The organism is Pedobacter sp. B4-66 (genome assembly GCF_018492665.1).
Taxonomy (GTDB): domain Bacteria; phylum Bacteroidota; class Bacteroidia; order Sphingobacteriales; family Sphingobacteriaceae; genus Pedobacter.
The window spans coordinates 16,982-40,365 of the sequence record NZ_JAFVME010000001.1 but is presented as its reverse complement, the minus strand read 5'-3'; the positions used below and the strand labels follow the sequence as shown (position 1 = coordinate 40,365).

The 23,384-nt window shown below is 37.0% G+C and carries 19 protein-coding genes and 1 tRNA gene; 10 read left to right on the top strand and 10 right to left on the bottom strand.

What is annotated here, in order from left to right:
- The first annotated feature begins 193 nt into the window (after positions 1–193).
- The gene (locus tag J1905_RS00180) at positions 194–2,869 is read left to right on the top strand and encodes a c-type cytochrome (protein ID WP_214225071.1); all 2,676 of its coding nucleotides are present in this window, start codon (positions 194–196) and stop codon (positions 2,867–2,869) included.
- A 47-nt stretch (positions 2,870–2,916) separates the two neighbouring features.
- On the opposite strand, the gene J1905_RS00175 is transcribed toward J1905_RS00180, so the two are convergent.
- On the bottom strand, positions 2,917–3,789 hold the full coding sequence (locus J1905_RS00175) for a hypothetical protein (RefSeq protein WP_214225070.1): 873 nt from the start codon (positions 3,787–3,789) through the stop codon (positions 2,917–2,919).
- 35 nt (positions 3,790–3,824) lie between these two features.
- On the opposite strand from J1905_RS00175, the gene J1905_RS00170 reads away from it, so the two are divergent.
- Positions 3,825–4,517, top strand: a complete 693-nt coding sequence (locus J1905_RS00170; RefSeq protein ID WP_214225069.1) for a hypothetical protein — start codon at positions 3,825–3,827, stop codon at positions 4,515–4,517.
- 75 nt (positions 4,518–4,592) lie between these two features.
- Here the strand turns inward: J1905_RS00170 and J1905_RS00165 are convergent.
- The 3 genes from J1905_RS00165 to J1905_RS00155 form a co-directional block, all read right to left on the bottom strand.
- Positions 4,593–4,665: transfer RNA gene (locus J1905_RS00165), tRNA-Thr, on the bottom strand.
- Positions 4,666–4,736: 71 nt separating this feature from the next.
- Entirely contained in the window at positions 4,737–6,902 is a 2,166-nt protein-coding gene (locus tag J1905_RS00160; RefSeq protein WP_214225068.1) for an outer membrane beta-barrel protein, read from the bottom strand.
- A gap of 11 nt (positions 6,903–6,913) precedes the next feature.
- The gene (locus J1905_RS00155; protein ID WP_214225067.1) at positions 6,914–7,333 is read right to left on the bottom strand and encodes a DoxX family protein; all 420 of its coding nucleotides are present in this window, start codon (positions 7,331–7,333) and stop codon (positions 6,914–6,916) included.
- Between the two features lie 96 nt (positions 7,334–7,429).
- On the opposite strand from J1905_RS00155, the gene J1905_RS00150 reads away from it, so the two are divergent.
- The 3 genes from J1905_RS00150 (at position 7,430) to eptA (ending at position 10,797) form a co-directional block, all read left to right on the top strand.
- Complete coding sequence (locus J1905_RS00150) at positions 7,430–8,317, top strand: winged helix-turn-helix domain-containing protein (protein WP_214225066.1); 888 nt, start codon at positions 7,430–7,432, stop codon at positions 8,315–8,317.
- A gap of 142 nt (positions 8,318–8,459) precedes the next feature.
- The gene (locus J1905_RS00145) at positions 8,460–9,290 is read left to right on the top strand and encodes a phosphatase PAP2 family protein (RefSeq protein WP_250317942.1); all 831 of its coding nucleotides are present in this window, start codon (positions 8,460–8,462) and stop codon (positions 9,288–9,290) included.
- A complete protein-coding gene (gene eptA / locus J1905_RS00140) occupies positions 9,277–10,797 on the top strand; it encodes a phosphoethanolamine--lipid A transferase EptA (RefSeq protein WP_214225065.1) in 1,521 nt (506 codons plus the stop codon). The genes J1905_RS00145 and eptA overlap by 14 nt, the downstream gene beginning before the upstream one ends.
- Positions 10,798–10,907: 110 nt before the next feature.
- Here the strand turns inward: eptA and J1905_RS00135 are convergent, their stop codons facing one another.
- From J1905_RS00135 to J1905_RS00115, 5 genes are all read right to left on the bottom strand, one after another.
- The gene (locus tag J1905_RS00135; protein ID WP_214225064.1) at positions 10,908–13,172 is read right to left on the bottom strand and encodes a glycoside hydrolase family 20 protein; all 2,265 of its coding nucleotides are present in this window, start codon (positions 13,170–13,172) and stop codon (positions 10,908–10,910) included.
- A 310-nt stretch (positions 13,173–13,482) separates the two neighbouring features.
- Entirely contained in the window at positions 13,483–14,136 is a 654-nt protein-coding gene (locus J1905_RS00130) for a response regulator transcription factor (protein WP_214225063.1), read from the bottom strand.
- A 24-nt stretch (positions 14,137–14,160) separates the two neighbouring features.
- Positions 14,161–14,850: a sensor histidine kinase gene (locus tag J1905_RS00125; RefSeq protein ID WP_214225062.1), complete on the bottom strand. Its 690-nt coding sequence runs from the start codon at positions 14,848–14,850 to the stop codon at positions 14,161–14,163.
- A gap of 83 nt (positions 14,851–14,933) precedes the next feature.
- Positions 14,934–15,596 (bottom strand): hypothetical protein, encoded by a 663-nt coding sequence (locus J1905_RS00120; RefSeq protein WP_214225061.1) that lies wholly within the window; start codon positions 15,594–15,596, stop codon positions 14,934–14,936.
- Between the two features lie 12 nt (positions 15,597–15,608).
- Positions 15,609–16,082, bottom strand: coding sequence for a hypothetical protein (locus tag J1905_RS00115; RefSeq protein WP_214225060.1), 474 nt, complete (start codon positions 16,080–16,082; stop codon positions 15,609–15,611).
- A 310-nt stretch (positions 16,083–16,392) separates the two neighbouring features.
- On the opposite strand from J1905_RS00115, the gene J1905_RS00110 reads away from it, so the two are divergent.
- The 5 genes from J1905_RS00110 to J1905_RS00090 all read left to right on the top strand — a co-directional run bounded on the left by J1905_RS00110 (position 16,393) and on the right by J1905_RS00090 (position 22,812).
- The gene (locus J1905_RS00110) at positions 16,393–17,529 is read left to right on the top strand and encodes a hypothetical protein (protein WP_214225059.1); all 1,137 of its coding nucleotides are present in this window, start codon (positions 16,393–16,395) and stop codon (positions 17,527–17,529) included.
- Positions 17,530–17,694: 165 nt separating this feature from the next.
- Complete coding sequence (locus J1905_RS00105; RefSeq protein WP_214225058.1) at positions 17,695–20,004, top strand: hypothetical protein; 2,310 nt, start codon at positions 17,695–17,697, stop codon at positions 20,002–20,004.
- A 10-nt stretch (positions 20,005–20,014) separates the two neighbouring features.
- Positions 20,015–20,296 carry a DUF1360 domain-containing protein gene (locus tag J1905_RS00100; protein ID WP_214225057.1) on the top strand — a complete coding sequence of 94 codons (282 nt, stop codon included), beginning with the start codon at positions 20,015–20,017 and terminating at the stop codon, positions 20,294–20,296.
- A 42-nt stretch (positions 20,297–20,338) separates the two neighbouring features.
- Positions 20,339–20,605, top strand: a complete 267-nt coding sequence (locus tag J1905_RS00095; protein WP_214225056.1) for a hypothetical protein — start codon at positions 20,339–20,341, stop codon at positions 20,603–20,605.
- Between the two features lie 533 nt (positions 20,606–21,138).
- The gene (locus J1905_RS00090) at positions 21,139–22,812 is read left to right on the top strand and encodes a hypothetical protein (RefSeq protein WP_214225055.1); all 1,674 of its coding nucleotides are present in this window, start codon (positions 21,139–21,141) and stop codon (positions 22,810–22,812) included.
- 436 nt (positions 22,813–23,248) lie between these two features.
- Here the strand turns inward: J1905_RS00090 and J1905_RS23885 are convergent, their stop codons facing one another.
- Positions 23,249–23,380, bottom strand: coding sequence for a YopA family protein (locus tag J1905_RS23885; protein WP_502928695.1), 132 nt, complete (start codon positions 23,378–23,380; stop codon positions 23,249–23,251).
- Positions 23,381–23,384 lie beyond the last annotated feature (4 nt).

Genomic DNA, 23,384 nt, shown 5'->3' with positions numbered 1-23,384 from the left:
GTGCAAATATTAATTCTATTATATGCTTTGTATGCTATATGAAAGTCTTGTCGTAGGTTTGAGGATGGGTTTTGATGTCAAAAAATATAAAAAATCCTAATCTTGTAACCATACAGGACAGCACAGGTTGCCGATATGAAGTTTTTATTATATAATTGCTATACACAAATAACCAAATAAGCTTTTTTTACGTATGAAATCAAACAGAAATAGATCTGTTAAATTGTCTGTATCATTATTACTGCTCATTTTAATAGGTGTTTCCTTCACCACATTTCAAAAGTACAACCCCGGCCCTAAGGTCGAGAAGTTAAAACTTTTACCAAACTTTAAAGCAGAACACCTGTACAGTCCATCTGCAAGTAAAACCGGCTCATGGGTATCTATGGCTTTTGACGATAAAGGACGTATCATCACTTCCGATCAATACGGGTTTTTATATCGTCTTGAAATCCCTCCAATTGGTTCTGATACCACTAAAGTAAAAGTTAAAGTAGAAAAGCTGATTGTAGGAGACTCGACAGTATCTAAAGTAGGAATGGGGTATGCCCATGGTCTACTGTACGCTTTTAACAGCTTATATGTAATGGTTAATCACAATAGTGATGACAAATTTAAAAGCGGAAGCGGTCTTTACAGATTACAGGATACGGATGGCGACGACCAATTTGATAAAGTTACCTTGCTAAAAGGGTTAACCGGAGAAGGTGAGCACGGCCCGCATAGCATTGTGTTATCTCCTGATAAAAAGTCAATCTACATGTTAGCCGGAAATTACACAGATATACCGGAAATGGACAATTACCGATTGCCTAAAACCTGGCAAGAAGATAACGCACTGGCTACATTAAAAGATCCAAATGGACACGCTACTGATCGTTTCGCTCCGGGAGCTTTTGTAATGAAGACCGATCCTGAAGGAAAGAAATGGGAGTTAATAAGCGGTGGATACAGAAATCCCTTCGACTTTGCCTTTAATGAAGATGGCGAAATGTTTGTATATGATGGAGATATGGAATGGGATTTCGGAATGCCATGGTACAAACCAACCAGAATTTCACATTCTACAAGTGGAAGTGAATTCGGCTGGCGCTCTGGAAACACCAACTGGTCACCAAGTTATGTAGATAACCTGCCAGCAATCTTAAACATCGGACAAGGATCTCCAACGAACCTTGTTAGTAGCTACAACGCACGCTTCCCGGAGAAATATCGTCGTGGTTTATTGGCTTTCGATTGGACCTTTGGTATCGTTTATTCAGTTCAACTTATTCCTGATGGATCTTCCTATAAAACTGTAGCCGAAGAGTTTTTATCTGGTCAGCCTTTGCCACTTACCGATGGTTTAATTGGCCCAGATGGAGCACTATACTTTTTAACCGGTGGTCGTGGTTTAGAATCAGATCTTTATCGTGTTTATTATGGCGATAACTCGTTGCCAAAGGATCCGTTGGCTAGCACTTCATCTGTAGGCAATATTGAAGCGCGTAATTTAAGAAAGCAACTAGAAGAGTTTCAAGGAGCGCCAAATCCAGATGCACTGAAATTAGCCTGGCCAAATTTAAAAAACAATGATCGTTTTATACGTTATGCAGCAAGAATTGCAGTAGAACATCAGCCAATTGCTGAATGGCAAGACAGAGCATTAAACGAAAAAGATCCAATCACATTGATACAAGCAACGGTTGCTTTAGCCAGAAATGGTGGTAAAGAGTTAAACAGTAAAATGCTGAATAATTTGATGGGAATCAATTATTTATCTTTAAATGAAGCTCAGAAAATGGACTTGTTAAGAACCATTGAGTTAACTGTACTACGTACCGGTAAACCACAACCAGCTGATCGTGTGAAGTTAAGCAAGTATCTGAATGCACAATTCCCCGCTAAGAGTAACGAAATCAATCGTTTCATGACCAAAATTCTGGTATACATTGGCGATGAGCAAGTGGTGTCAAAAACTATGGCCATAATTGATGCAGCTAAGGATGAGACTTTAGATCAAAAAGAATTTACAAGCTCTTCAGATCTAATTTTAAAAAACCCTCAGTACGGATTAGATATCGCTAAAATGCTAGCTAAAACACCTCCTGCTCAGCAAATTTATTATGCTGTGGCATTAAGTGAAGCGAAGAAAGGATGGACACCAGCATTGCGCACTAAATACTTTAAATGGTTTTACAAAGCCTTTGGGTATAAGGGAGGTAACAGTTATATCGGCTTTATTGATGATGCAAGGAAAAAAGCACTGGCCAATGTTCCAAAAGAGCAATTTGCTAATTATAATAAGCTTTCTGGCGATGGCTTAGTAGATAATAAACAACTTAAATTAGTTGACATAGTACAACCAAAAGGACCAGGGAAAGACTGGAAACTGGATGATGCATTGGCTGTTGTAAAAGACAGTTTGATTGGAAGAAATTATGCCAATGGAAAGATGATGTTCGCCGCAACATTGTGTAGTTCTTGTCATGCTACAGGCGGGGAGGGTGGTTCTGTAGGACCTGATCTTACGCATTTAGGTACTAGATTTTCTGAGAAAGATATTCTTGAATCTATTATATCACCAAGCAAAGTTATTTCAGACCAATACGCTGCAAAAATTTACAATTTAAAAGACGGCAGCTCTATTGTTGGAAGATTTAAGAAAGAAACTAAAGACAAAATTTATGTTTCTCAAAATCCTTTTTCTCCTCAAACACTTCGTGAGATTAAGAAAAGTGATATAGTTAAAACTTCAGTATCTGAATTGTCTGTGATGATGCCAGGTATGATAAACAGCTTAAATAAAGAAGAGCTAAAAGACCTAATGGCTTACTTAATTTCCGGTGGAAATAAGGATAATAAGGTGTTTCAACCAGTAAGCAAATAGTATTTTTATACTTAATTATAAAAAATGCCGCTCTTAAGCGGCATTTTTTATTTCATCTCAATTATTTGACTGGCAATTTTACCATCCCAAGAGTATTTCACTCGTTCTTTGCGCTCTTTATAAGTTAATTCTTTCTGATCAGGATCTATTACTTCTCCTTCGTTGATATCTTTAATAATTAAAGAAGAGCCAAGCTTATGTTCAGAAGGAAATAGCAGTTTTTCTTCATGATAAAAAATACCTGCATCGCTAATATTACTTTTTCCCGGTAGATCCAGGAACTCGGTGCCTGTCCATCCAATGTAGTGATGATCAGTTGGTACACCGCACGATTCACTAAAAAATCCGATCCTGTAAATTGCTTGTAAGCCTGCTAGTCCCATATTATCCAGTACTTTACCTTCGGTATAAGTTTGTTCACCTTTTGTGATCAATATAGATGTCCGATTAATGATATGAAGAGAGGCATCTAAAACCTTTACTTCACATAGAGATAGGTGTGCCTCATCATTTGATCTGTTAAGGTATTTGTTGAATCCGTACATCCATAGCTTTCCCTCTTTGTCGATATTTGATCCAAGAGCCAGCAGCCCAAGCCAGATAAATCCAGCTCGTTTTTGTGTTCCGATCATGTATTCTACTTTATGCCATGGTGCATAAAAATCTTTGATTAATGTATTGTTATAGGCTTCACTTTTGATGATCACCTTAGTTCCGGCACTCAGAGAGTCTAAAAGAACTCCGGTTAAACTTGGATAATCACGTATGTAGGCTATATCAGCAAAAACGCAGGCAGTATCATTTAATTTTTTATTCCAGATGTTAAATTCTTCATCTACGGCATAAGCAGCGGCACGCTCTTGTGCTCGAACACTAATCGAAAAAACGATTAGCAATACAACAAACACTTGTTTAAACATCTGGCAAAGAAACAAAAAAATACGTTATTTAAAACTTGACCGGAGTCGATATTATCTCGACATTAGCAGGAAGACCATCTCAATATATGGGTATAATAGATAAACTAGCGCATTCATTAGGGCGACGGGATGAAATCCCTAATCAGGAACTGGCCAATGCTATTGTGCAAGCCAACGATAGTAAAGCAGTTGAAGAGTTGATCGAAAACCTTTATCATAAAAACAAGGATATTCAGAGCGACTGTATAAAGGTAATCTATGAAATTGGAACAGTAAAGCCGGAGTTGATAGCAGACTTTAGTAACGAGCTAACCACTTTGCTGGACCATAAGAATAACCGCTTGCAATGGGGTACAATGATGGCTTTAAATACGATTGTAGCCGTTAAATCTAAAGTAATTTACGAGGCATTACCTAAAATAATAGACGTTGCAGATAAAGGTTCAGTTATCACTAACGACCATTGTGTGGGTATAATGATAAAACTCTGTGCCATCAAAGAATATAGCGATGATGTGTTTTTATTGTTGAATGAACGCTTGCTGAAAAGCCCAGATAATCAATTGCCTATGTATGCTGAAAATGCATTACCAGTTATAAATGCCAAAAATAATATTGTTTTCGTAAATACGTTGCTCTCAAGAATTAAAGGGATTGAGAAAGAAAGCAAACGAGCAAGAGTTGAAAAGGTAATCCGGAAAGTAAATAAGATGTTTCCAGCATTGTAGTCTTAGTATAAGGCAGTCGGCTATTTGTAGGTAGTTTACCTTTAGGAAAAGTAAGGTTGGTTTAGGTTTTTAAAGAGCCTCCTATCGGAATCGAACCAATGACCTACTGATTACAAGTCAGTTGCTCTACCAGCTGAGCTAAGGAGGCTTTTTTAACGGTCTGCAAAACTAGAAAAAAATATCTAAGAACAAAATAAAAAAATGGATTTAACATATGTTTTACCGTCCATCATCTACGGTAATCTTTCGTTTGCTTTTTTGAACTCCATTTTCTAAATGCCCGAATTGCCAGCTCAGGCTTAGGCCAAATGATCTGTTATAGCTCTGAAATCTGTAGTATTGTTTAAAATCAAATCCTGTAAGATTCCGTTCGTAGTAACGAAACTTAGTGAACGGGTTGTTAATGGTAAGAGAAAGGTTCAGCTTATCTTTTACTAAATCGCCATATACCCTTAGCGATTGGTAAAATTGAAGGTTTGTTTTTTCCTGTAGAAAAGTTTCTGGGGCATCTATATTAAAGGAGCCGGAGGCTTTCCATAAATCACTCAGCGTATAGGTTGCATTTGCACTCATTTTGGCATTATAGCCTGAGTTTTCCAGGTGCCTTCCTTCTATTGTTCCTTTTAACCAAACTCGTGAAATTAACCCATTGGCTGACCAGCCGAGTTTCTCTGCTAGCTTTCCTCCGGCACTCAGGTACAGCTTAAGCTGCCTGTCATAACCTGTGTTCGCATAAGTGGTGATGGTTGCATTCGCTGTGGAATCATATTGTGAAATCTGTTGTATTAAGTTATTGGATAGAGTATAGCTTAAGTTTGCAGAGAAGGTGGTTTTGCTATCCTGACTATAATTCAATTCTAGATGATGACTTAATGCTGGTTTTAGATTGGGATTTCCATAAGAAAGTATATTGGTGATGGATCTATCTGCAAAAGGATCGAGCTGATAAAACCTGGGGCGCTCTATCCGGTTGGTATAACCCATTGTTAGGCTACTGCCCGTGTTGATGTTGTACATTAGGGATAATGCAGGAATCAGGTTGAAATAATTAGTTTGAGGAATCTTGGATGCTGATTTGTATTGACCCTGCATAGTCGTATATTCTAATCGGTAGCCAGCTTTAATACCCCAGGCACCAATACGGTAATGATAACTGTTGTATGCCCCGAAAACGGGCGAGCTGTTCTTAAAGTTATTGACTAAAGCGGTGTCTGATTGGTTCAGTTTATAATCACTTGAATTGTATCGCAGTATTGTTTTAATGCCAGCTTCTATGGTTAAAAATTTAAGGGGCCTTACATAATCTCCCTGAAAAATGTGTTCCTTGTAGCCGCTGGCGCTTTGTTGTAGAAAAGAGGCTAAATGGCTATTGATTTGCTGGGAAATGTCGATGTGGTTTACCTGAGGGTTATCATTACTCACATACCTGTAAGCGAAGGTTAGCAGTTGCCCAGGCCTATGGCTAAAACTCCCTTGAAAACTCAGGCCTGCTGTCATTCCATTCCAACTGTATTTGTTCCTGGCATCGAGATGGTATTTTGAAAAGTCTGGGTTTCCTTCGTTAAGCTCAAACAATCGGGAATTGTATACCCTATTGTAGCCACTGTATGGACTAAATTCTGCTGTAAGTAAATTTAAGGTGTCGGGTTCGAAGCTCAATTCTGCGCCTCCAAAAATTGATCTGCTATTGTTCTTTTTGGTACTGTTGTTTTCCATTTGTTCCGGTATGGAGCCGAAAGTTTGTCTGTAATAACGTTCTGCGGTTTCGGGAGTGCTTGTACGATCAGCACCCCCGTTTATTGCAATTGCGAACTTTCCTGATTTTAGGGTGAGGCTGCCTCCTAATGACGGCCCACCAGTAGGAAGTTCATGAGCAAGCCTTACATTCCCATTGTAACCATCCGACGCTCTACGCATTAATATGATATTGATGAATCCTGAGGGTCCTTCTCCATCGTATTTTGAAGAAGGGGTAGTGATGATTTCAATACGCTTGATTGCCGAGGCAGGCAGGTTGCGGAGGACATCTCTTGGGTTCGCTACCATCATTCCGGATTCCTTACCATTAATCAAAATACGATAGTTTGTGCTTCCTCTCAGGCTGAGCTGGCCAGCTGCATTTACAGAAAGCATGGGTACCTTACGCATCAGATCCAGACCATTTAAAATATTGCGTTCAGGATCTCCCTGTACATCATAACTTAAACGGTCTATTTCCTGGCGTACCAATGATCTGGTTTTTTTGATTTGGATTTCTTTTAATTGTCGGCTTGTGGTATCTGTTTTTTGGTCTTTGGCGTTTACCGCCTGGGTAAAACCCTGATTAGGATAAACTAAAAGGTAAAATAGAAGAATGCTAGATGGAGAAATGAGGCGCTTAAACATGAATTTCAATCTTAGTTTTTAGTTTTATTAAATAGCAGGTGATCCAGACTGATTTTACCTGAGCCAATGAAAAACAGATAAACAAACAGCAGGAGTAATAAAAAGGGATGTTGATCATCGGTAAATATTTTGCCATTACCAAGTACAGTTGTGATTACCAGCATATCGATGATCAGTATCAATGCAGAAATTCTGGTAAATAATCCGAGCATTAATAAAATGCCACCTATTAATTCAGCGCCTTTTCCAATGTAGGCCATTAATATGGGAGCTGGGAAATGAATGTCTGTAAGCCAGGCAACATTCCCATCCATATGTCCTTTGCTGAAGGTGCCCAATCCGTGGACAAAAATTAGAAGGCCGCTGATCACTCGTATCAGAACCAGCCAGTTTTCAAAGAGAGCCTGTGAGGTCAATAGTGTTTTTAGCATAAATTTCAAATTAAATGTAACTTGGTCAAAGCTAAACCAGAGGGTAGGATGGGGCGTGTAAACAGTTGTAAAAAAGTGTAAAATGAATTGTAAAATATGGTAATCACACTTGTAAACAGGATTGTTGGAGCTTTAATGTTGTCTTTTCTGCTTCTTCAGACAGGTGTTGCTTTTGCAAAACAGGAATCGGGTACAAGACAAATTATCTCGTTTCGAAAGTTAGGTCATCAATTGCTGCTATCTGCAGGCGATAGTACCTCGAGGATACTTTCTGTTGAGGAAGAGAAGGAGGGTAGTTATAGGATCTCTTTTGAGAAGCCTTTTGCCTTGATACCCGATACTCTTGCAGCTATTGCAACCAGATTAACATCTAGTAACGATTTACAAAGAAATTATACCCTTGCTGTTTACAGAAAAGGTGGTGATCAGCTCCTTTACGGGTTTACCAGTGAGGATATTTCTAAAGGAACAGCTCCCTGTATGGGGAGGGCACTACCCACCGACAAATATGAAATTCATATTCAAGTTTCTGATGTTGCAGTGGCTTCTGGAAGGCAAATATTATCTCTAAATCAAGGAATACTTTTCTTCTTATTTATTGCAGCCATATCAGCTGCTGGTTTTGGTATTTATAAGAAGCGATTATTGAAAAAAAGCACCTCTGCTTCCATTGCAATAGGTAAATATGCATATGATCCTGCCAAACAAATTCTGACTTATGAGCAAGAAGAAATCGTATTGACCCCTAAAGAGCAATCGCTACTAAAGATTTTTCTAGAAAAACCAAATGAAGTAATCGACCGCAATCTGCTTTTGAAGCTGGGCTGGGAAGATGAAGGGGTAATTACAGGTAGAAGCCTTGATATGTACGTATCCAAACTTCGTAAGAAATTTTCTCAGGATGACGCCGTATGTTTTAAAAATATTCACGGCAAGGGATATAGCTTGAATATAGAAGGAAGTATTAAAGTTAATATGATTTAGTTATATTAGTTGCGTTTTGTGAGAAGTATAAGTAAGTTGTACGATATTTTATCTTGTAAAATCGTTAAAAAACCAAATAGCCGCATATTATTTTCAGTGTAGTTTAAAGAAATTTATCAAGGTAAATCTGTCAGCAAATAATATGATGAATACAAATGTCATTGAAAACTATTCAAAACTCAAACTATCTTTATTTATATTCCCTGCTTTTTTTTTACTCCTAATTGTTTTGCTTCTTTATAGACAGGATGCTTTATCTACTGATAAATGTATACAGATTCAAAAGAATTATTTCTTTTTTTTGAATTCAGAATTATCTCAATTTCCGAAAACAGTTTTTAACCTTACCCAGTTTGGAGACGCAATAGTTTTTTTATCCTTCATAAGTGTTTTTATTATTTATGCACCTAAAATTTGGGAGTGTTTAATATCAGCTTCACTTGTTTCATGTATAATTTGTACTTCACTAAAAGAAATATTTGCAGTACCAAGGCCTGCTGCGGTATTTGATAAGAATAGTTTTGTAATCGTTGGAAAAGCACTAACTGGACATAATAGTTTACCTTCGGGACATTCAATTACAGTTTTTACAGTACTTACAGTCCTGTTGTTCGCATTTATGCCCCAAAGGTTAAACTATAAAGTTTTATGGATTGTTTTTATAACCCTTGTAGGATTAATTCTTGTGTTTACAAGGATAGGTGTAGGAGCGCACCATCCGCTTGATGTCATCATAGGTGGAACTATTGGATATGTTTCGGGGCTTTTAGGTATTTTTATTAATGAAAAATATAAAATTTGGACTTGGATAAACAACAAAAAATACTATCCAATTATTATTTTCTTCTTTCTGTTTTGTTGTGTTTCGTTAGTGAGTAGGTTGTTGGATGATAATTTGATCATATTCTATTTATCATTAATCACTGTAGTCATTTCACTATATAAAATCGTTACTGTTTATGTTAAAAAATAATGTGAAAACTACTCATTTCGCTTTGTTAATGAGTTTTCTTAATTTTTTATTCTTCCACTTTCCTTTTTTCAGTTATGTCTTCAAGAATGTTGATTATAAAAGTTTGAATGGTGTTTTTCTCATCATTAGTATGATGATTATAGTTTTGGTTGTAAATGCTTTTATTTTTTACCTGATTTGTTTTTTGTCGCGTTATGTTGGGAAATTTTTATTGGTCTTATTCTTTATTATCAGCGCAGTTGCAGTCTACTTTATTAATACTTACGGGGTTTTAATAGATAAAAGCATGATCGGCAATATACTCAATACTAATTATGCCGAGTCTAGCAATTTTTTTTCAATAAAATTAATAATATACATAGTTGTGTTTGGTGTTCTTCCTAGCGTTTACATTATTAAAGTCAAAATAATAAATGAAACATGGAAGAGATTTGGAATCACTTCATCGCTTACCTTATTGTTTATTCTGACTTTAGTTTTTGCTAATGCAAGCAATTGGTTGTGGATTGATAAAAATGCAAAAGTAATAGGTGCGTTGCCAATGCCCTGGTCATATGTTGCAAATACTTATCTGTTTTATAAAGACAAATTCAAAAGTAATGAGAAAGAAATTTTACTACCTGATGCTACAATAAAAGATAACCAGAAATCGGTTGTAGTCTTAGTAATAGGGGAATCTGCAAGAAGCCAAAACTTTTCTTTATATGGCTACAAGAAAAACACGAATCCACTGCTTTCTAAAATGGCTAATTTATTTCATTTTGATGCTACCTCGTGTGCCACTTACACTACGGCAGGTGTAAAATGTATTTTAGAACATACAAATACTGATAAGTTGTATGAAATTTTGCCCAATTATTTATATCGAAATAACGTAGAGGTTATTTGGAAGACCACAAACTGGGGTGAGCCGCCAGTTCATATAAATAATTATCAAAATAAAGAAACTTTAATGCCTAATTGCAAAGGCGAAGGATGTAATTACGATGAAATTCTTTTAACTGGACTAAAAGACCAAATATTAGCCAGTAAGAAGAATAAAATATTTACAGTATTGCACACAAGTACAAGTCATGGTCCTACATATAGTAAGAAATATCCAGCTCAATTTGAGACTTTTAAACCTGTATGTAATAGTGTTGAATTAGGGAATTGTTCTCAAACAGAACTAATCAATGCTTATGACAATACGATTGTTTACACTGATTATATTTTATCTAAAGTAATTGAAGATTTAAAGCAATTAAACGAGTTTAAGAGTACTATGATTTTTGTATCAGACCATGGTGAGTCATTGGGAGAAAAAAATCTATATATGCATGGGGTACCTATAAGTATTGCTCCTAAAGAACAGTATGAGATTCCTTTTATAGTTTGGGTATCTGATGGTTCAAAACAAGTTAAGCCTAATAAAGTATTGTCTCAGAACCATGTGTTTCATAGTGTTTTAAACTTTTTAAGCATACAGAGCCCAATTTATGATGAGGGAATGAACATTTTTAAGTAAAATGCAAAAATCCTGCTATTTTACTATTTGCAGGATTTTTGTTTTAATACCATTTTGGCGGGTAAAGGGGGAAAGAAGTTTAAGAGGATAAATTACAAATGAGGTAGTTGCTAATAAACGACTACCTCATCACTAAACATAAAACCTTTTTTCTCATTCTTTGCCGTAATCCGAATATAACGAGCCACATTTCCCTTAAGATCAAAACTGAAAGTTTTAAACCTTAACGAAGCATCTGTATAAGGCACATCGTTGTCTACCTGTTGTATAGTTTTGAAATTGATTCCATCAGTAGAAAGGGCAACTTTAACATTGGCTGGCATATATACTCCCGGACCGGTTAGTTGCATATACCTCATTTTTAATTGTTGTAATGCTTGCTGATTTTCCATGTCAATTGTTACATCTAGGTCACCAAGGAAACCTTGCCACTGTCCGTCTCCATAAGTAAGGTCACCGGTTTGGCCGTTAACTAGTGTCAACTCTTTTTGTGCCGGATAATTGCTACTGTACTCATTATTATAGGTTACTTTTTTACTAATTGCTTTATGCAGGTCGATTTTCAGCTCCTGTACTTTTCCTGCAGGGAGTTGATCTTTGAAAATTACAGCCTTAACTGTTCCCGTTTGCGTTAAGGAAATCCCATTTTGATACAATGACGACTTAACTGTTGGTGTAGTTCCATCCAATGTATACCTGATTTCTGGTTGGAATTGCTCTGAATTGATTGTTACCTGGGCAATTTTATTGGTCATATCAAATTTAGAAATGATACTCAGCTCGCTTGATGGCGGATAATAATTTACATTAAATTGCTGTAACAACTGGTAGTGCTTTTGCAGGCGGGATTGAAAATCATCCCAATTTTTCATGGATGCTGGTGTCCATGCAACTTCTGAAACAGCAATTGCCCTCGGGAAAACCATATAATCAACCTGATTAGAGGTAGGCATGTATTCTGCCCATACGTTGGCTTGAACGCCTAGTACATGTTTTCGATTTGCAGGTTCAATTTCAGTAGGAATTGGTTGGTAGCGATATACTTTTTTCAAAGGAAGGTAGCCACCAATAGCTTCCGGCTGTCCGATGGGGTTCGTTTGGTAGGAATCCAGATAAAGGTGTGAGCCTGGTGTCATGATTACATCATGTCCGGAGTTGGCCGCTTCAATTCCTCCTTTTTCACCACGCCAGCTCATTACCGTTGCATCTGGGGCCAATCCGCCCTCTAAAATCTCGTCCCAGCCAATCATTTTTCTACCTCTACTGGTTAGGAAAGCTTCGATTCTCTTGATCGCGTAACTTTGTAAACCATGTTCGTCCTTCAGGTCATGATCTTTAATTACCTTTTGGCATTTCGGACATTGTTTCCAGGCTGTTTTGTCGGCCTCATCACCCCCAATATGGATGTATTTGGAAGGAAAGATCTCCAATACCTCATCCAGCACATTTTGAAGAAAGGTAAATGTGTCTTCATTGCCAATGCAGAATTCCGAATTCTTGTAAGGCAGGCCATAACATGATAAATTTGGGTAGGCTGCAAGGACTTCTTCACTATGTGCGGGCATCTCAATTTCAGGAATCACGGTGATGCCTCTTTTAGCGGCGTAGCTGATCAGTTCTTTCGCTTGCTCGGCAGTGTAGAAGCCACCAAATGCAGCTGGACTGCCCATTTCCGCATATTTCCGGCCATTGCTCCACCAGTTTTTCCAGTTTGCATCAGATCTCCAAGCTGCAAACTGAGTAAGCTCAGGGTATTTCTTAATTTCTAAGCGCCATCCTGCACCATCGGTAAGGTGCCAGTGGAAGGTGTTTAGCTTGTATAATGATAAAAGATCGATGTATTTTTTTAGAAAAGTAAGGGGTAAAAAGTGACGTGATACATCTAGCATCAATCCTCGGTAGCCAAACGCCGGATGATCTTCGATCCATACAGCAGGTATCGATTTGGTGTCTTTCCTCGTATAGGCGATTTGACGTAACGTAGAGATACCAAGAAGCAGGGCCTGTGGCTGATGTGCAGTAATCATGATTCTGTCTTTCGTGATTTCCAGACGATAGGCATTTTGGGCAAGTGTATCTTCTTTAGAAGCCTTAGCCAAGACGATGCCTTGTTTTGGCGGATGTTTGATGTTTTTTAAAGTCTTTACCTGATTGAATTTCAAGTAAGGATGCTCCTGAAGCAGCGTTGCTGCGTCCTTAAAATCGGCACTGGCAAAAACTTCAGTTATTGGAGTATATAGGTAGTGTCCTGTTTTAGCAACTTGAATCAGTGGTTTTGGGATGATAAATAAAGAATCCTGTGCAACAGTAATTTGCGGTGTTAAATATAATGCTGTAGCAAAAGAAAGGGCTGCGACCCATTTAGTAATCTTCATGATTTTTGGTTTCGGGTTTGTGTATTTCAAATTTACGAATTATAAGGAGAAGAGACTTCAATTAAATAATTACAAATTCTATATATAGAGATTGCAGCTTAATTGAATGTGGAGATTCCGTTAGTTCAGACCATTGGATTTCGTGCCATTTTAACCAACTCTGTGGGATAGCTGAATTACAGGATAATCGGGATTACTAATGCTTTAAAGGTAATTTATTAGAGGTCAAATTTTCACAGAATAACTAATCAAGACATTTCGGAATGAGGCGGTTAGTGGCCCGAAATCTCCAATTTTATCTGTCGTTATATTATACCGTTATTATTCCATTCTTTACTGCGTAAATAACCAATCCCGCAATATTTTTAGAGCCTATTTTTTCGAATAACCTGGTGCGATAACCCTCAACTGTACGTACACTTAAAAACAATTTATCTGCTATCTCGGTATTGCTGCATTCTTCGCAAATGAGTTTAAGTACTTCGATCTCACGTTCGTTTAGCTTGGCATCTTTTTCATGCAAACGATGCATGAAATTTACACCCAAGAGCTCTTTAGCCATGGTTATCGACAGGTTATCGTTAAAATAAAAGCCTTTAGTGTGTACGGTTACAATAGCCTCTAGTATTTCTTCGGGTTCGGCATTTTTTAAAAGATAGCCGGAAGCGCCCAAACGCATAACATCTAAAATATATTTATCCTCATTGTGCATAGAAAGTACCAATATTTTAATGTCTGGAAAGTGTTGATGAATATAGGCTGTAGCCTGCATGCCATCCATTTCGGGCATTTTAATATCCATTAAAATTACGTCAGGTTCATTATTTGTAATTTGAGCAATTAAATCTTTGCCGTTTGCTGCTTCTATAATTAAATTTAGTCCGGTGTAATCTTCTAAAGTGAATTTTAGACCTTCACGGAAAATTTTATGATCATCAGCGATAGCTAAATTTATTAAGGCCATAAGTTAAAGGTAAGGGGGAATAAGTTAATTGTCAAGTTCATTAATGTTTAATGTAATAGTGGTTTGTGTCCCTTTTTCAATTATGGAATGAATTTTAATATCGGCTTTAATTAATTGAGATCGGCTTTGCAAATTTTTCAAACCGAAACCATGTATAATGCTTTCTTTATTAAAACCAATCCCGTTATCTTTAAAGTTTACATGGATCAATTCAGCTTCTTTGCTTAACGAAATGTCAATTACTGAAGCTTGTGCATGTTTTATGGCATTGCCAAACAATTCTTGAATCATACGGTAAAGTGTAATTTCAATTTCAGGTTTAAAGCGTGCTCCATTTAAATTTTGGCTATAGTTTACCTCTATGCCCGTGTTTTGCTGCACATAATTACACAGGTCTTTTAGGCCATCGGCTAGTCCAAAATCGATTAGAACCGCCGGCAAAACATTATGAATGATGTTGCGTATTTCCTGTATACATTCGTCTGTTAATTTACGGGTACTGGCCAGCAAGGTTGATGCATTTTCAGCATTGCCAGATAATTTATCAATGCGGTGCAAGTTCAATTTAATGGCAGATAGCACCTGCCCAACGCTATCGTGTAAATCAACTGCCAGACGTTTACGCTCGCTTTCTTGTGTTTCAAAAACTGCTTGCAAGAAACTGTTTTGTGTTTCGGCTTGCATTTTACGTTTTTCCTCCTGGTACTTTAACATTTTTCGTTGGTAAAGAATTACAAAGAAAAACAAGAATACCAGTAGTAAAACTACGACAAGCGTACCAATAATGAGTACTTCGGTTATATCGTTTTCTTTGGTTTGCAAAATAGGGCAATTGCGAATAGAAAGTTAGCAATTATATTAATGATTGAGTGAATGGTCCAAAAATTTGGAGATAGTGATCCTAAAGACCTCATGAGCATAAATAAAAAAATATTGATACTACAATAGGATAAAACCCCTGCACTTATCCAAAACATGGGTTGTTTTTCGAGACGAACAATTTCAACCTGATCAAGTAGTTGCCAATAATACAACAAGGAGAATAAAATTAAGGTTACGCTTAATATTGTATTTCCAATAGAAGGAAATTTTGATAAACCTTCTATAAAAAATGCATTGATAAAAATTAGAACTCCGGCTATCCCGGCAAAAGCTACTGAGAGCTTTTTTAAAGCCAATTTATTAAATGCATGGAAGTATATTAACGCATAAAACAAAATGCTTACCAATATAAATAAATGAATTAAAGGTGCATTATTGGCCTTTCCTCCATTGGTAATTAATGTGATATTGAAGTGCCTCACCAAAATCAAACTAAAATCGAACAGACCTGAAATTGTAAAGAAAACAGCGGCAATTTTTTGCACCTTATTTAAGTGCTTATGATTAAGTATTGCCGCTGCTATGGGCAAAAGGGCTGATAAGCTCGATAAATTTTGTAAAAGGAGGAACGGTGACATTATAAATTCTGTTTATCTGGTCAATTCATTCTGCGGACAACCCGCACCTCCCGGACATGGAGAAGCTTGTTCGCCTATAATGCGTGCTGATGCTTTAAAAGACATGGCCATTGTTACTTTTTGTGGATCTGATGGAGCTATTGTTGGCGCCTGCTCAGGGAGTTGATCTATACCATCTTTATCACTTCCTACCAAAATCAGGTGCTTTACGCCATATGCACCAACAATCCAACGCAAAAAATTGCTTATGGCAATAAAAATACGCTGAATCCAATTTAACCTTATTTCATTGGCGTAATAGATACGGATGCCTAAGCAATCGGGCTGATTAAGGATTTGCTGTAAAATCTGGTTGCCAAAAAAATGGGATATCGTTTCATTTGGGTTCATGATACGATAATTCTTTGTCCAGGTGGCGGCAATCTTTAGGTCAATTGGATCGCCTTCGGTACCATCAATCGGGTGTTGTCTGTTTTGAGTTTCCATTTTATAAAATTCTTTTAATGTGGTTTACTAAAATTAAATATTATTAACTGTATTTCAGGTGTTTAGTGTCGATAAGTGGGCTTTTTTAAATAATTGCGTAAAAGCCACATGGTACATGCGTGTTAATACGCATGCAAAAACCGTGGAGGCTACCTTGTCCATCGCTGGTATTCATTAGAACTTTAGTCTATCAAAATAAATAAATCTAAAGGTGCTCTTAAGATCAAGTAGCTGCCAATAGATTTTGATAAAATGAAATAATCAGGTTACAAAAAATCCTTATTGAGTAAGGAATAGATTTTAAAATAAAATGGAAAATAAACATGAATCCTCAGAAATTCCCTGCTGCCCGGAATTGTTAAAAGACAGCAATTGCGATGTATTTGTTTTTACACGCACATTAAATTATCCATTAGCTATAAAGGGGCAGGATAGGCAAACTGCCTTAATTGCCCAATTATTAATCAGCTTTAAATTAAGCCGATGCACCATAGGTAATGTGCTGGGCGATCCGGTTTATACAACCACCTTATTACCTGGCGAAAAAGTGCGCTTGGTTACAACTGACAGAAGAAGCAAATTTACTTATGATGCCAACACTCAGTTAAGTTACCGATCTGAACAAATATCCGAAGAACAGTACTTTATGAGGGCATCGCAAAGCTATTTTTCTGATATGGAAAATAACCAATCAGGAAATCAAATTAGCGAAAGTAAAGACCATTGGGATTTTAGTGGTGGTTCCAGCAGTAGTATAGATATTAATCCATTCAGTCCTGGTTTAGATTCTAATAGCAACTCTACCAAAAATCATAACGGTTCTTCTACACTCGATTATTTAAACAGTCAAAGCAGCCACATGCGGGCTTCAGCAAGCCAGGCAGTAAATGCTACGCATAAAGCGCATGCTATTTCAATAGGTGAGGTAGCTACCAAAGTACATGCCGAAGGCCAATCAGAAGATCATTTCGAATCTTCTTCACGAGAGTTTTCAAACCCTAATGGCTGCCATGCCATCTCTTACTTTTTTTATCGGATGAACAAAAAGCAAATGGTAACATTTGAATTGGTAAGCATAGAAAAACTAATTAGTGTTTCAGGATTTACAAATTTTGCTTTTGTAAATCCAACCATAACACCTGCTATGCGTGAAGAGGCATTAAAAGAACTAAACAAAGATTTAATTGCGGCAGGGATTTTAGATGATAAAGGCGAAATATCAGCTGCTTACCGCAAGAAATTCGAATTTTCGATGGAATTCTCTTTGCCAACTGCCGGCATCATTGTTAAGGGATGTTTGGATGAATGCAACACCTGCGAGCCTGCGGCAAGAGAACGCATCCATTTACAAAATGAACTGTTACGAAAACAAATAGAACTACTCGAAAAATCGCAAGAATATCGCTGTTGCCCTAAAGATTGTGGCGCAGAGGAAGAAGATATTTAAGAAGTGCGCTCAAAAGAGCACTTAGCATACCAAAGCTAAGGTGAAGGTTATAAGTCTGAGTGTTCTGTATCATCCTGAGTAAAGTCGCAGACAATTTATCTACAATCAAATAGCGGAGTCAGCCGAAAATCCGATGAAAGAGTAGGCTATCAAAATTTCAAAACTATGTACATCTCTATGCAAGGCAATTGGACCATACGTGTTACGGCCAAAAATGCAGCCTTTAACCAACAGTTTGTAATACAAGGGGCTACAAGTGGAAATGGTATTTATCCTGGTACCATCGGCGCAGCCGATGTGATCGTTACTGGTGCCATGTGGACTCTTAATATCCAACATAATCCGGGTACGGGTTTTCAAAATTCTGATGCCCGAATTAAATTTCCAACTAAAGTGGGAGGTAATTATCAGTTTCAAATTCAATCTAATGATGCGGGAGCTGATCAAGATTTTGATGATCTGGTGCTTACCTGCTTTACACCAGCTGGCTATCAGGATTATTTAGCCTATGGTCATGTAAGTACTTACAGTGGTCTTTGTCTTTATAATCCGTGTTACCGCAGTCATTTCGTTATTGATAATATTGATGCTTTCCAAAAAGCCTTAAAAAACCCCAGAATACGCGAAGTGATAGAGAAATATTATCCTGAACGTATTCCTCCGGTTATTGTAAATCCAAATCCGCCAGATCCGGGACCGTTTAAGCCCATTATGATTAATTTAACGGATGATAGGCAAACGCCCAATCGTGTGGCCGATTTATTCAGCATCGAATACGAAGAAAAAGCTGTCGATACAAGAGCAACTAGCTTAAAAGGCACTGAAAATATTTCGTTCCAGGGAACATTGAAATATACTAAAACCATACAATTAGACACCAGTGCTAGTAATGTTCTGAATTTGGCTCGTCGCGACATTGTTGGTGTTTTTGATAACGCCCGTTTTGGATGTAGCGTTTCTGATGGTAAAAACATCAGTTTAAATTTTGAAGAATACGACCGCACTGCTGCCGAAAAAGCTGGAAATCCTTACACCGGTAGTGGAGAGCGAAGAAATTTAGGTTTTGCCATTACTGATATGAATGGTAACTATATTTTCCATTATCGGCATACACTTATTGATGTATTCGATGAATTTTTTGACTATGCCGCTGACGAAAATTTGGCAGCTCAAGTGTTGCCAGATCTGATTGTAAGTATCCCTGGATCTACTGTTGGGGCGCCTGTTTTGTATGAAAGTGCTTGCTACTTTAATGTAAGCCGAATTAAACGCATTGATATTTGTATCCCGGCATCGGTTGTACCTAAACCTTTCAATTGTTTTAACGGCAATATGATTGGTGCTTTAGGTAATGTAATTATAGGTGGCAACCAAAATAGTACTGCAAGTTTTGCTGCTATGGATAGAAATTCTGCTACCTTACAAAACCATTTACATGCCGACGGCCGCATTAGCAGCCATAATGTTTTGGCTGGTTTGAATATAGATTGTGCTGCTTGGGCAGGTACAGTGGATGTAAAGGGGTGTTTGTATGATACACAAAGGAAACCTAAGGACCCAATAATTGCCTTTTATACCATTAGATATAGCAAGAACTTGTCGGATCCTTTCAGTACCTGGAATTACGTGGCTGAATCTTATCTGGGTTATTTATTTCAAGGTTTCGGTTTGGATTTATTGCCTAAATTGATTGGCTCGTACGACACTATACCACTAAAAGTTGATGGTGGGCCGGCAATTAAAGTCCCTTATTATTTAAACGTAGAAGCTCAAATTGAAGCAGGCGTACCATGGATACCTTATGATAAAAACCGCTTAATCCAATTAAATACTGCAATTTATCAGGGGGGCATGCCAGGAACAGTTTATTTCCGTATGGATGGTTACGATGCTGCCGGAAACCATATACCAGGCGCTACAGATATGATTGCTATGTTTATAGATAATAATTACCTGGGCTTTAGCCTTGATAATGTTTGGTTTGATGCCGATGGTGTAAACATTGTAAAAGCAGAATGTAATTTATACCGTATTAAAGAGGCTTATTTAAACACCCCATTAAACGTTACATTTAAAGCTTGCGAAACCCACCCTAATTCTGTATTTCAGGATCATTACGACCTATCAATCGGAAAATGTGGTACCTCTGCAGGTTTTGAAGTAAAGCGATTGGGAAGCTCAATACCTGAATTAAGCATTTTGCATGGTGACAACCCAGCGAACAATGAGGCTAATAATTGTCCGGGCTATCGCGGTACAGCAGATGTAAGCAAATTTGGAGATTCGAATGCACACCAAATTACTTTTGTACCCTTACCTGTTCCAACAGGAAAATGGCTAGAACCTACTGAAAGTTATGCAACGGTTTCTATTGGCTTATCGGCATCAAAAAGAACAACCAATGGTTATGGAGCAGGCGCAAATGCCGGTAACTATGTTGTAAGTGCTGGTGTAGCCATCGAACGTTTACCATAAGCACAAGGCAATGACAGCTTATTTGTTTCTAATTTCTGTTCTTTCGGTTTGGCGTGTTACTCATTTAATTCAGGCTGAGGATGGCCCTTTTGATGTGATTTATAAACTAAGAAAACTTGCAGGTAAAAGTTTTTTTGGGTCATTAATGGACTGTTTCTTCTGTTTATCTATTTGGGTAGCACTACCAATCGGAATTTATTTCGGCAACAATTGGGTAGAAAAAGTATTATTAGTTTTCTCATTTTCGGCTGCTGCAATATTGTTAGAGCAAATATTTATGAAAAGGAATTAGCCATATATCAAAATAATTTAATTACCCTTAAAAACTAAAACCATGAACTGCTGCGGACAAAAAAGGCAAGATCTACAATTTACTTCTGCTACTGATGCCTCTGTACATGAAACAGAAGCCGAAAATAATCTGACTACAATAGATCAAAGACCCGTCTATTTTCGGTATACCGGCAATAACGAATTGCGGGTGAAAGGGCTCTTTGACATAACGTATACGTTTTCTGCACAAAGGCGTCAATTGCTGGTACACTCGGAGGACGTTTCGGTAATAAGGGGGTATAGCAATTTAACGGAGATAAAAGAATAAACTCATTAAAACAGAAAAGCCTGAGATCTTACGATTCCAGGCTTTTTGTAGGCTTTGATACCTTGGCGGAGAGTGGGGGAACTGTACCCCGGGTTAAAATCCCGCTTTAATATGGTGTCATGGAGGTTTGTGATTGGCGACTCACCGAATCACTCACCTTTTTTAATTTCTTTGTAGCTGCAAATGCTATAAATTAAATTTAGGAACAAATCAATTAAAATCAAAGTTTTAAGCTATATGTTACATAAATATAGTATGTGGCTTAAAAAAAAGAGCGAATTATTATCATTTAGGTATGTAATTGCGTACATAAAGGAGATATATTTAAAGGCGAATGATTGCTAATGAGACTAGTGGCTAATGAGACTAGTGATTTATTTTGAAAATGCCATAGTTTTAGTTATGCTACTGAGATATAGATCTCGCAATTTAAATTAACGCAATACTTTTGCCATCTATCAACAGGTGTCAAATCTGATGTCATCAGTAGGCAAAACAAAATACTATCTTTATGTAATTTAAAATCGATGGAAATGCCGATATATTATTTGCCAAATGGGAGGTTATTTGCCTATTACCATGATAAACCCAAATTAAAGTTTCGACCAGTAATATCAAAATTATTGATTGAAAAATTTGGAAAAGGGCCCTTCACCATCCAAGAGATTAAAGAATCATTATTTTATGCTTTTGATTGGTACAGTACAGAATTTTTAAGAATTCTGAATGAGCAAAATGAGGTTTCTTTTTATCAGGCATTGTTTGGCTTGCATGAATTCGCCTCTAAATCCCATCAGGAAAACCCTAATAAATCACCAGTTCCACAAATGAACGATCAGGACTTTGCGTTATACCGCAGGATATTGAAATTATGTTTAGAGCAGGCGTGTGATATTCAGCTGGTAAGGAATATCCCATTTCCAACACCAGAATTCTTAAAGAGTAAGGAATTAGTCATCGAAGACCTTATGTATCTCGGAGATTTTCTTTACGAATTTTCTGATCTACTTGCCCAACAGCACATGATTGAGGATTGTGTCGATCTGCTGTTCACGAATAATGATCTATTTTACTTTACCTATAAGCATCATTATGGGTTTGTCATTGAAGAGACTTTAAAGGAAATAAATACCCATCTTGATGAAGCTGTATTAGGAAAGGATGATTTTGAAGACTTTAAAACTGCTTTAGAGCAGTGTCATGGGGTAACATATGAACAAATTATTAGCACAATCATTTTGATGCATCAAAGGAACGAAAAACAAGGCGGCAAAATGGCAATGGAAGAATGGTATGCATACCCTAGGAATCTGGAGCTATTATTTGATATTCCTTATGATAAATCTAAAGAAATATTTGGAGGACTCACCTTAACAAAAGACAATAAGATGTCTTTGAAGGACGCAATTTTCAAGCCTTACCATATCAATAAATACTTGTACCGACCAATTCTGGTCTGGAATGTCAAAGGGGTAGATAGGGCAATTGTTGGTGAATACATATTTAATGAAGCTGTAGGGTCGCTTTATAGCAACGCATTTGGCTGGAACAAATATCCATCGGAATGGGGTAATGATAGTTTCAAGATCCACATACAATCAAAAGTTGAAGTCAACGATAAGATTTTGGAAGATGTAGCAGAAGCAAAGCTAAATGAACAGGGAACGTTGTATGACCGAAATGTCAAAAGCCTAAAAAAATGGAATAATCAAAATATGAATATCCATAATGAGAAATGTGGTGAGATTGACTTTTTATTTTTACTGAACAACAAACTGTATATCTGTGACAGCAAGCATCTAATTTCAAGGTATGACATGAATAACTTTAGAAATGATTATGCAGCATTTGAAACGTCAAAAAAAGCTTATAACAAAACCATGGAAAGAAAGATAGCATTTCTGAAAGCAAATGCAAATCAGGTTGAAGAACATTTTCAAGTCGTAAAAAAGGATAGAAATCTTAGGATCAATTTTGAAACTGTCGAGGGATTGTTTGTTGTGAACACTCCAACGTTTATAATGTACAATAATGAATATCGGATATATACGATTAAAAGTTTCAAGGAATTTTTAACGGGAACATTTAAAGATACGGTCTTTCAATTATTAATCGACGATGAGGAAAAACAAACTTTGTTGCAAATTAAATACCCATACTTCCGTAAACCTAATTACTTAGTATTTAATCCTGAAGCCGAAGAATAACATCCCCTCTTCCAAAGGTTACTGAAGTTTCTTCTTTGAGGCTAGGCAGATTGTCCTCAATAAATTTGAAGAGCCATGAAAAGTATCTCTGTTAAAACAGACCTGAAAGGCGGGATATTTAACGACAAGCCCTTCCCAAGCAAAGCATCAAATTTTTTCCTAATAGCTACAATCTCGTTTGCCATTATATATTGAAATTAGTATTGAAAATAAACCTTCGTCATCTGAATTTTCTATATCCTCTCTAATAGCGTTTATCATTTGCCAAATCCTGTTCAATTCCGGTGGATTTAGAACTTCAGTCATATCGACCCTTAATATAGTAAGCCCAACATCCTAGATGAGCGACAAATTTAGCTTTTTATCTGTAAAACGATATAACTGATCAAGTAGCTGCCTATATCCAACAAACAACATAATTATAGGTGTATAGAGCTTACCCCAAGTAATGAGTCCATAGTTTTTCATCCTCAAAAGTGCCAGTATAAAACATTGGGGCAACTCTTCTTCCATTCAAAAAATACAAAAATTGATGAAAACAGTCGTACCAGTTCTGCGCTTCGGATATGTTG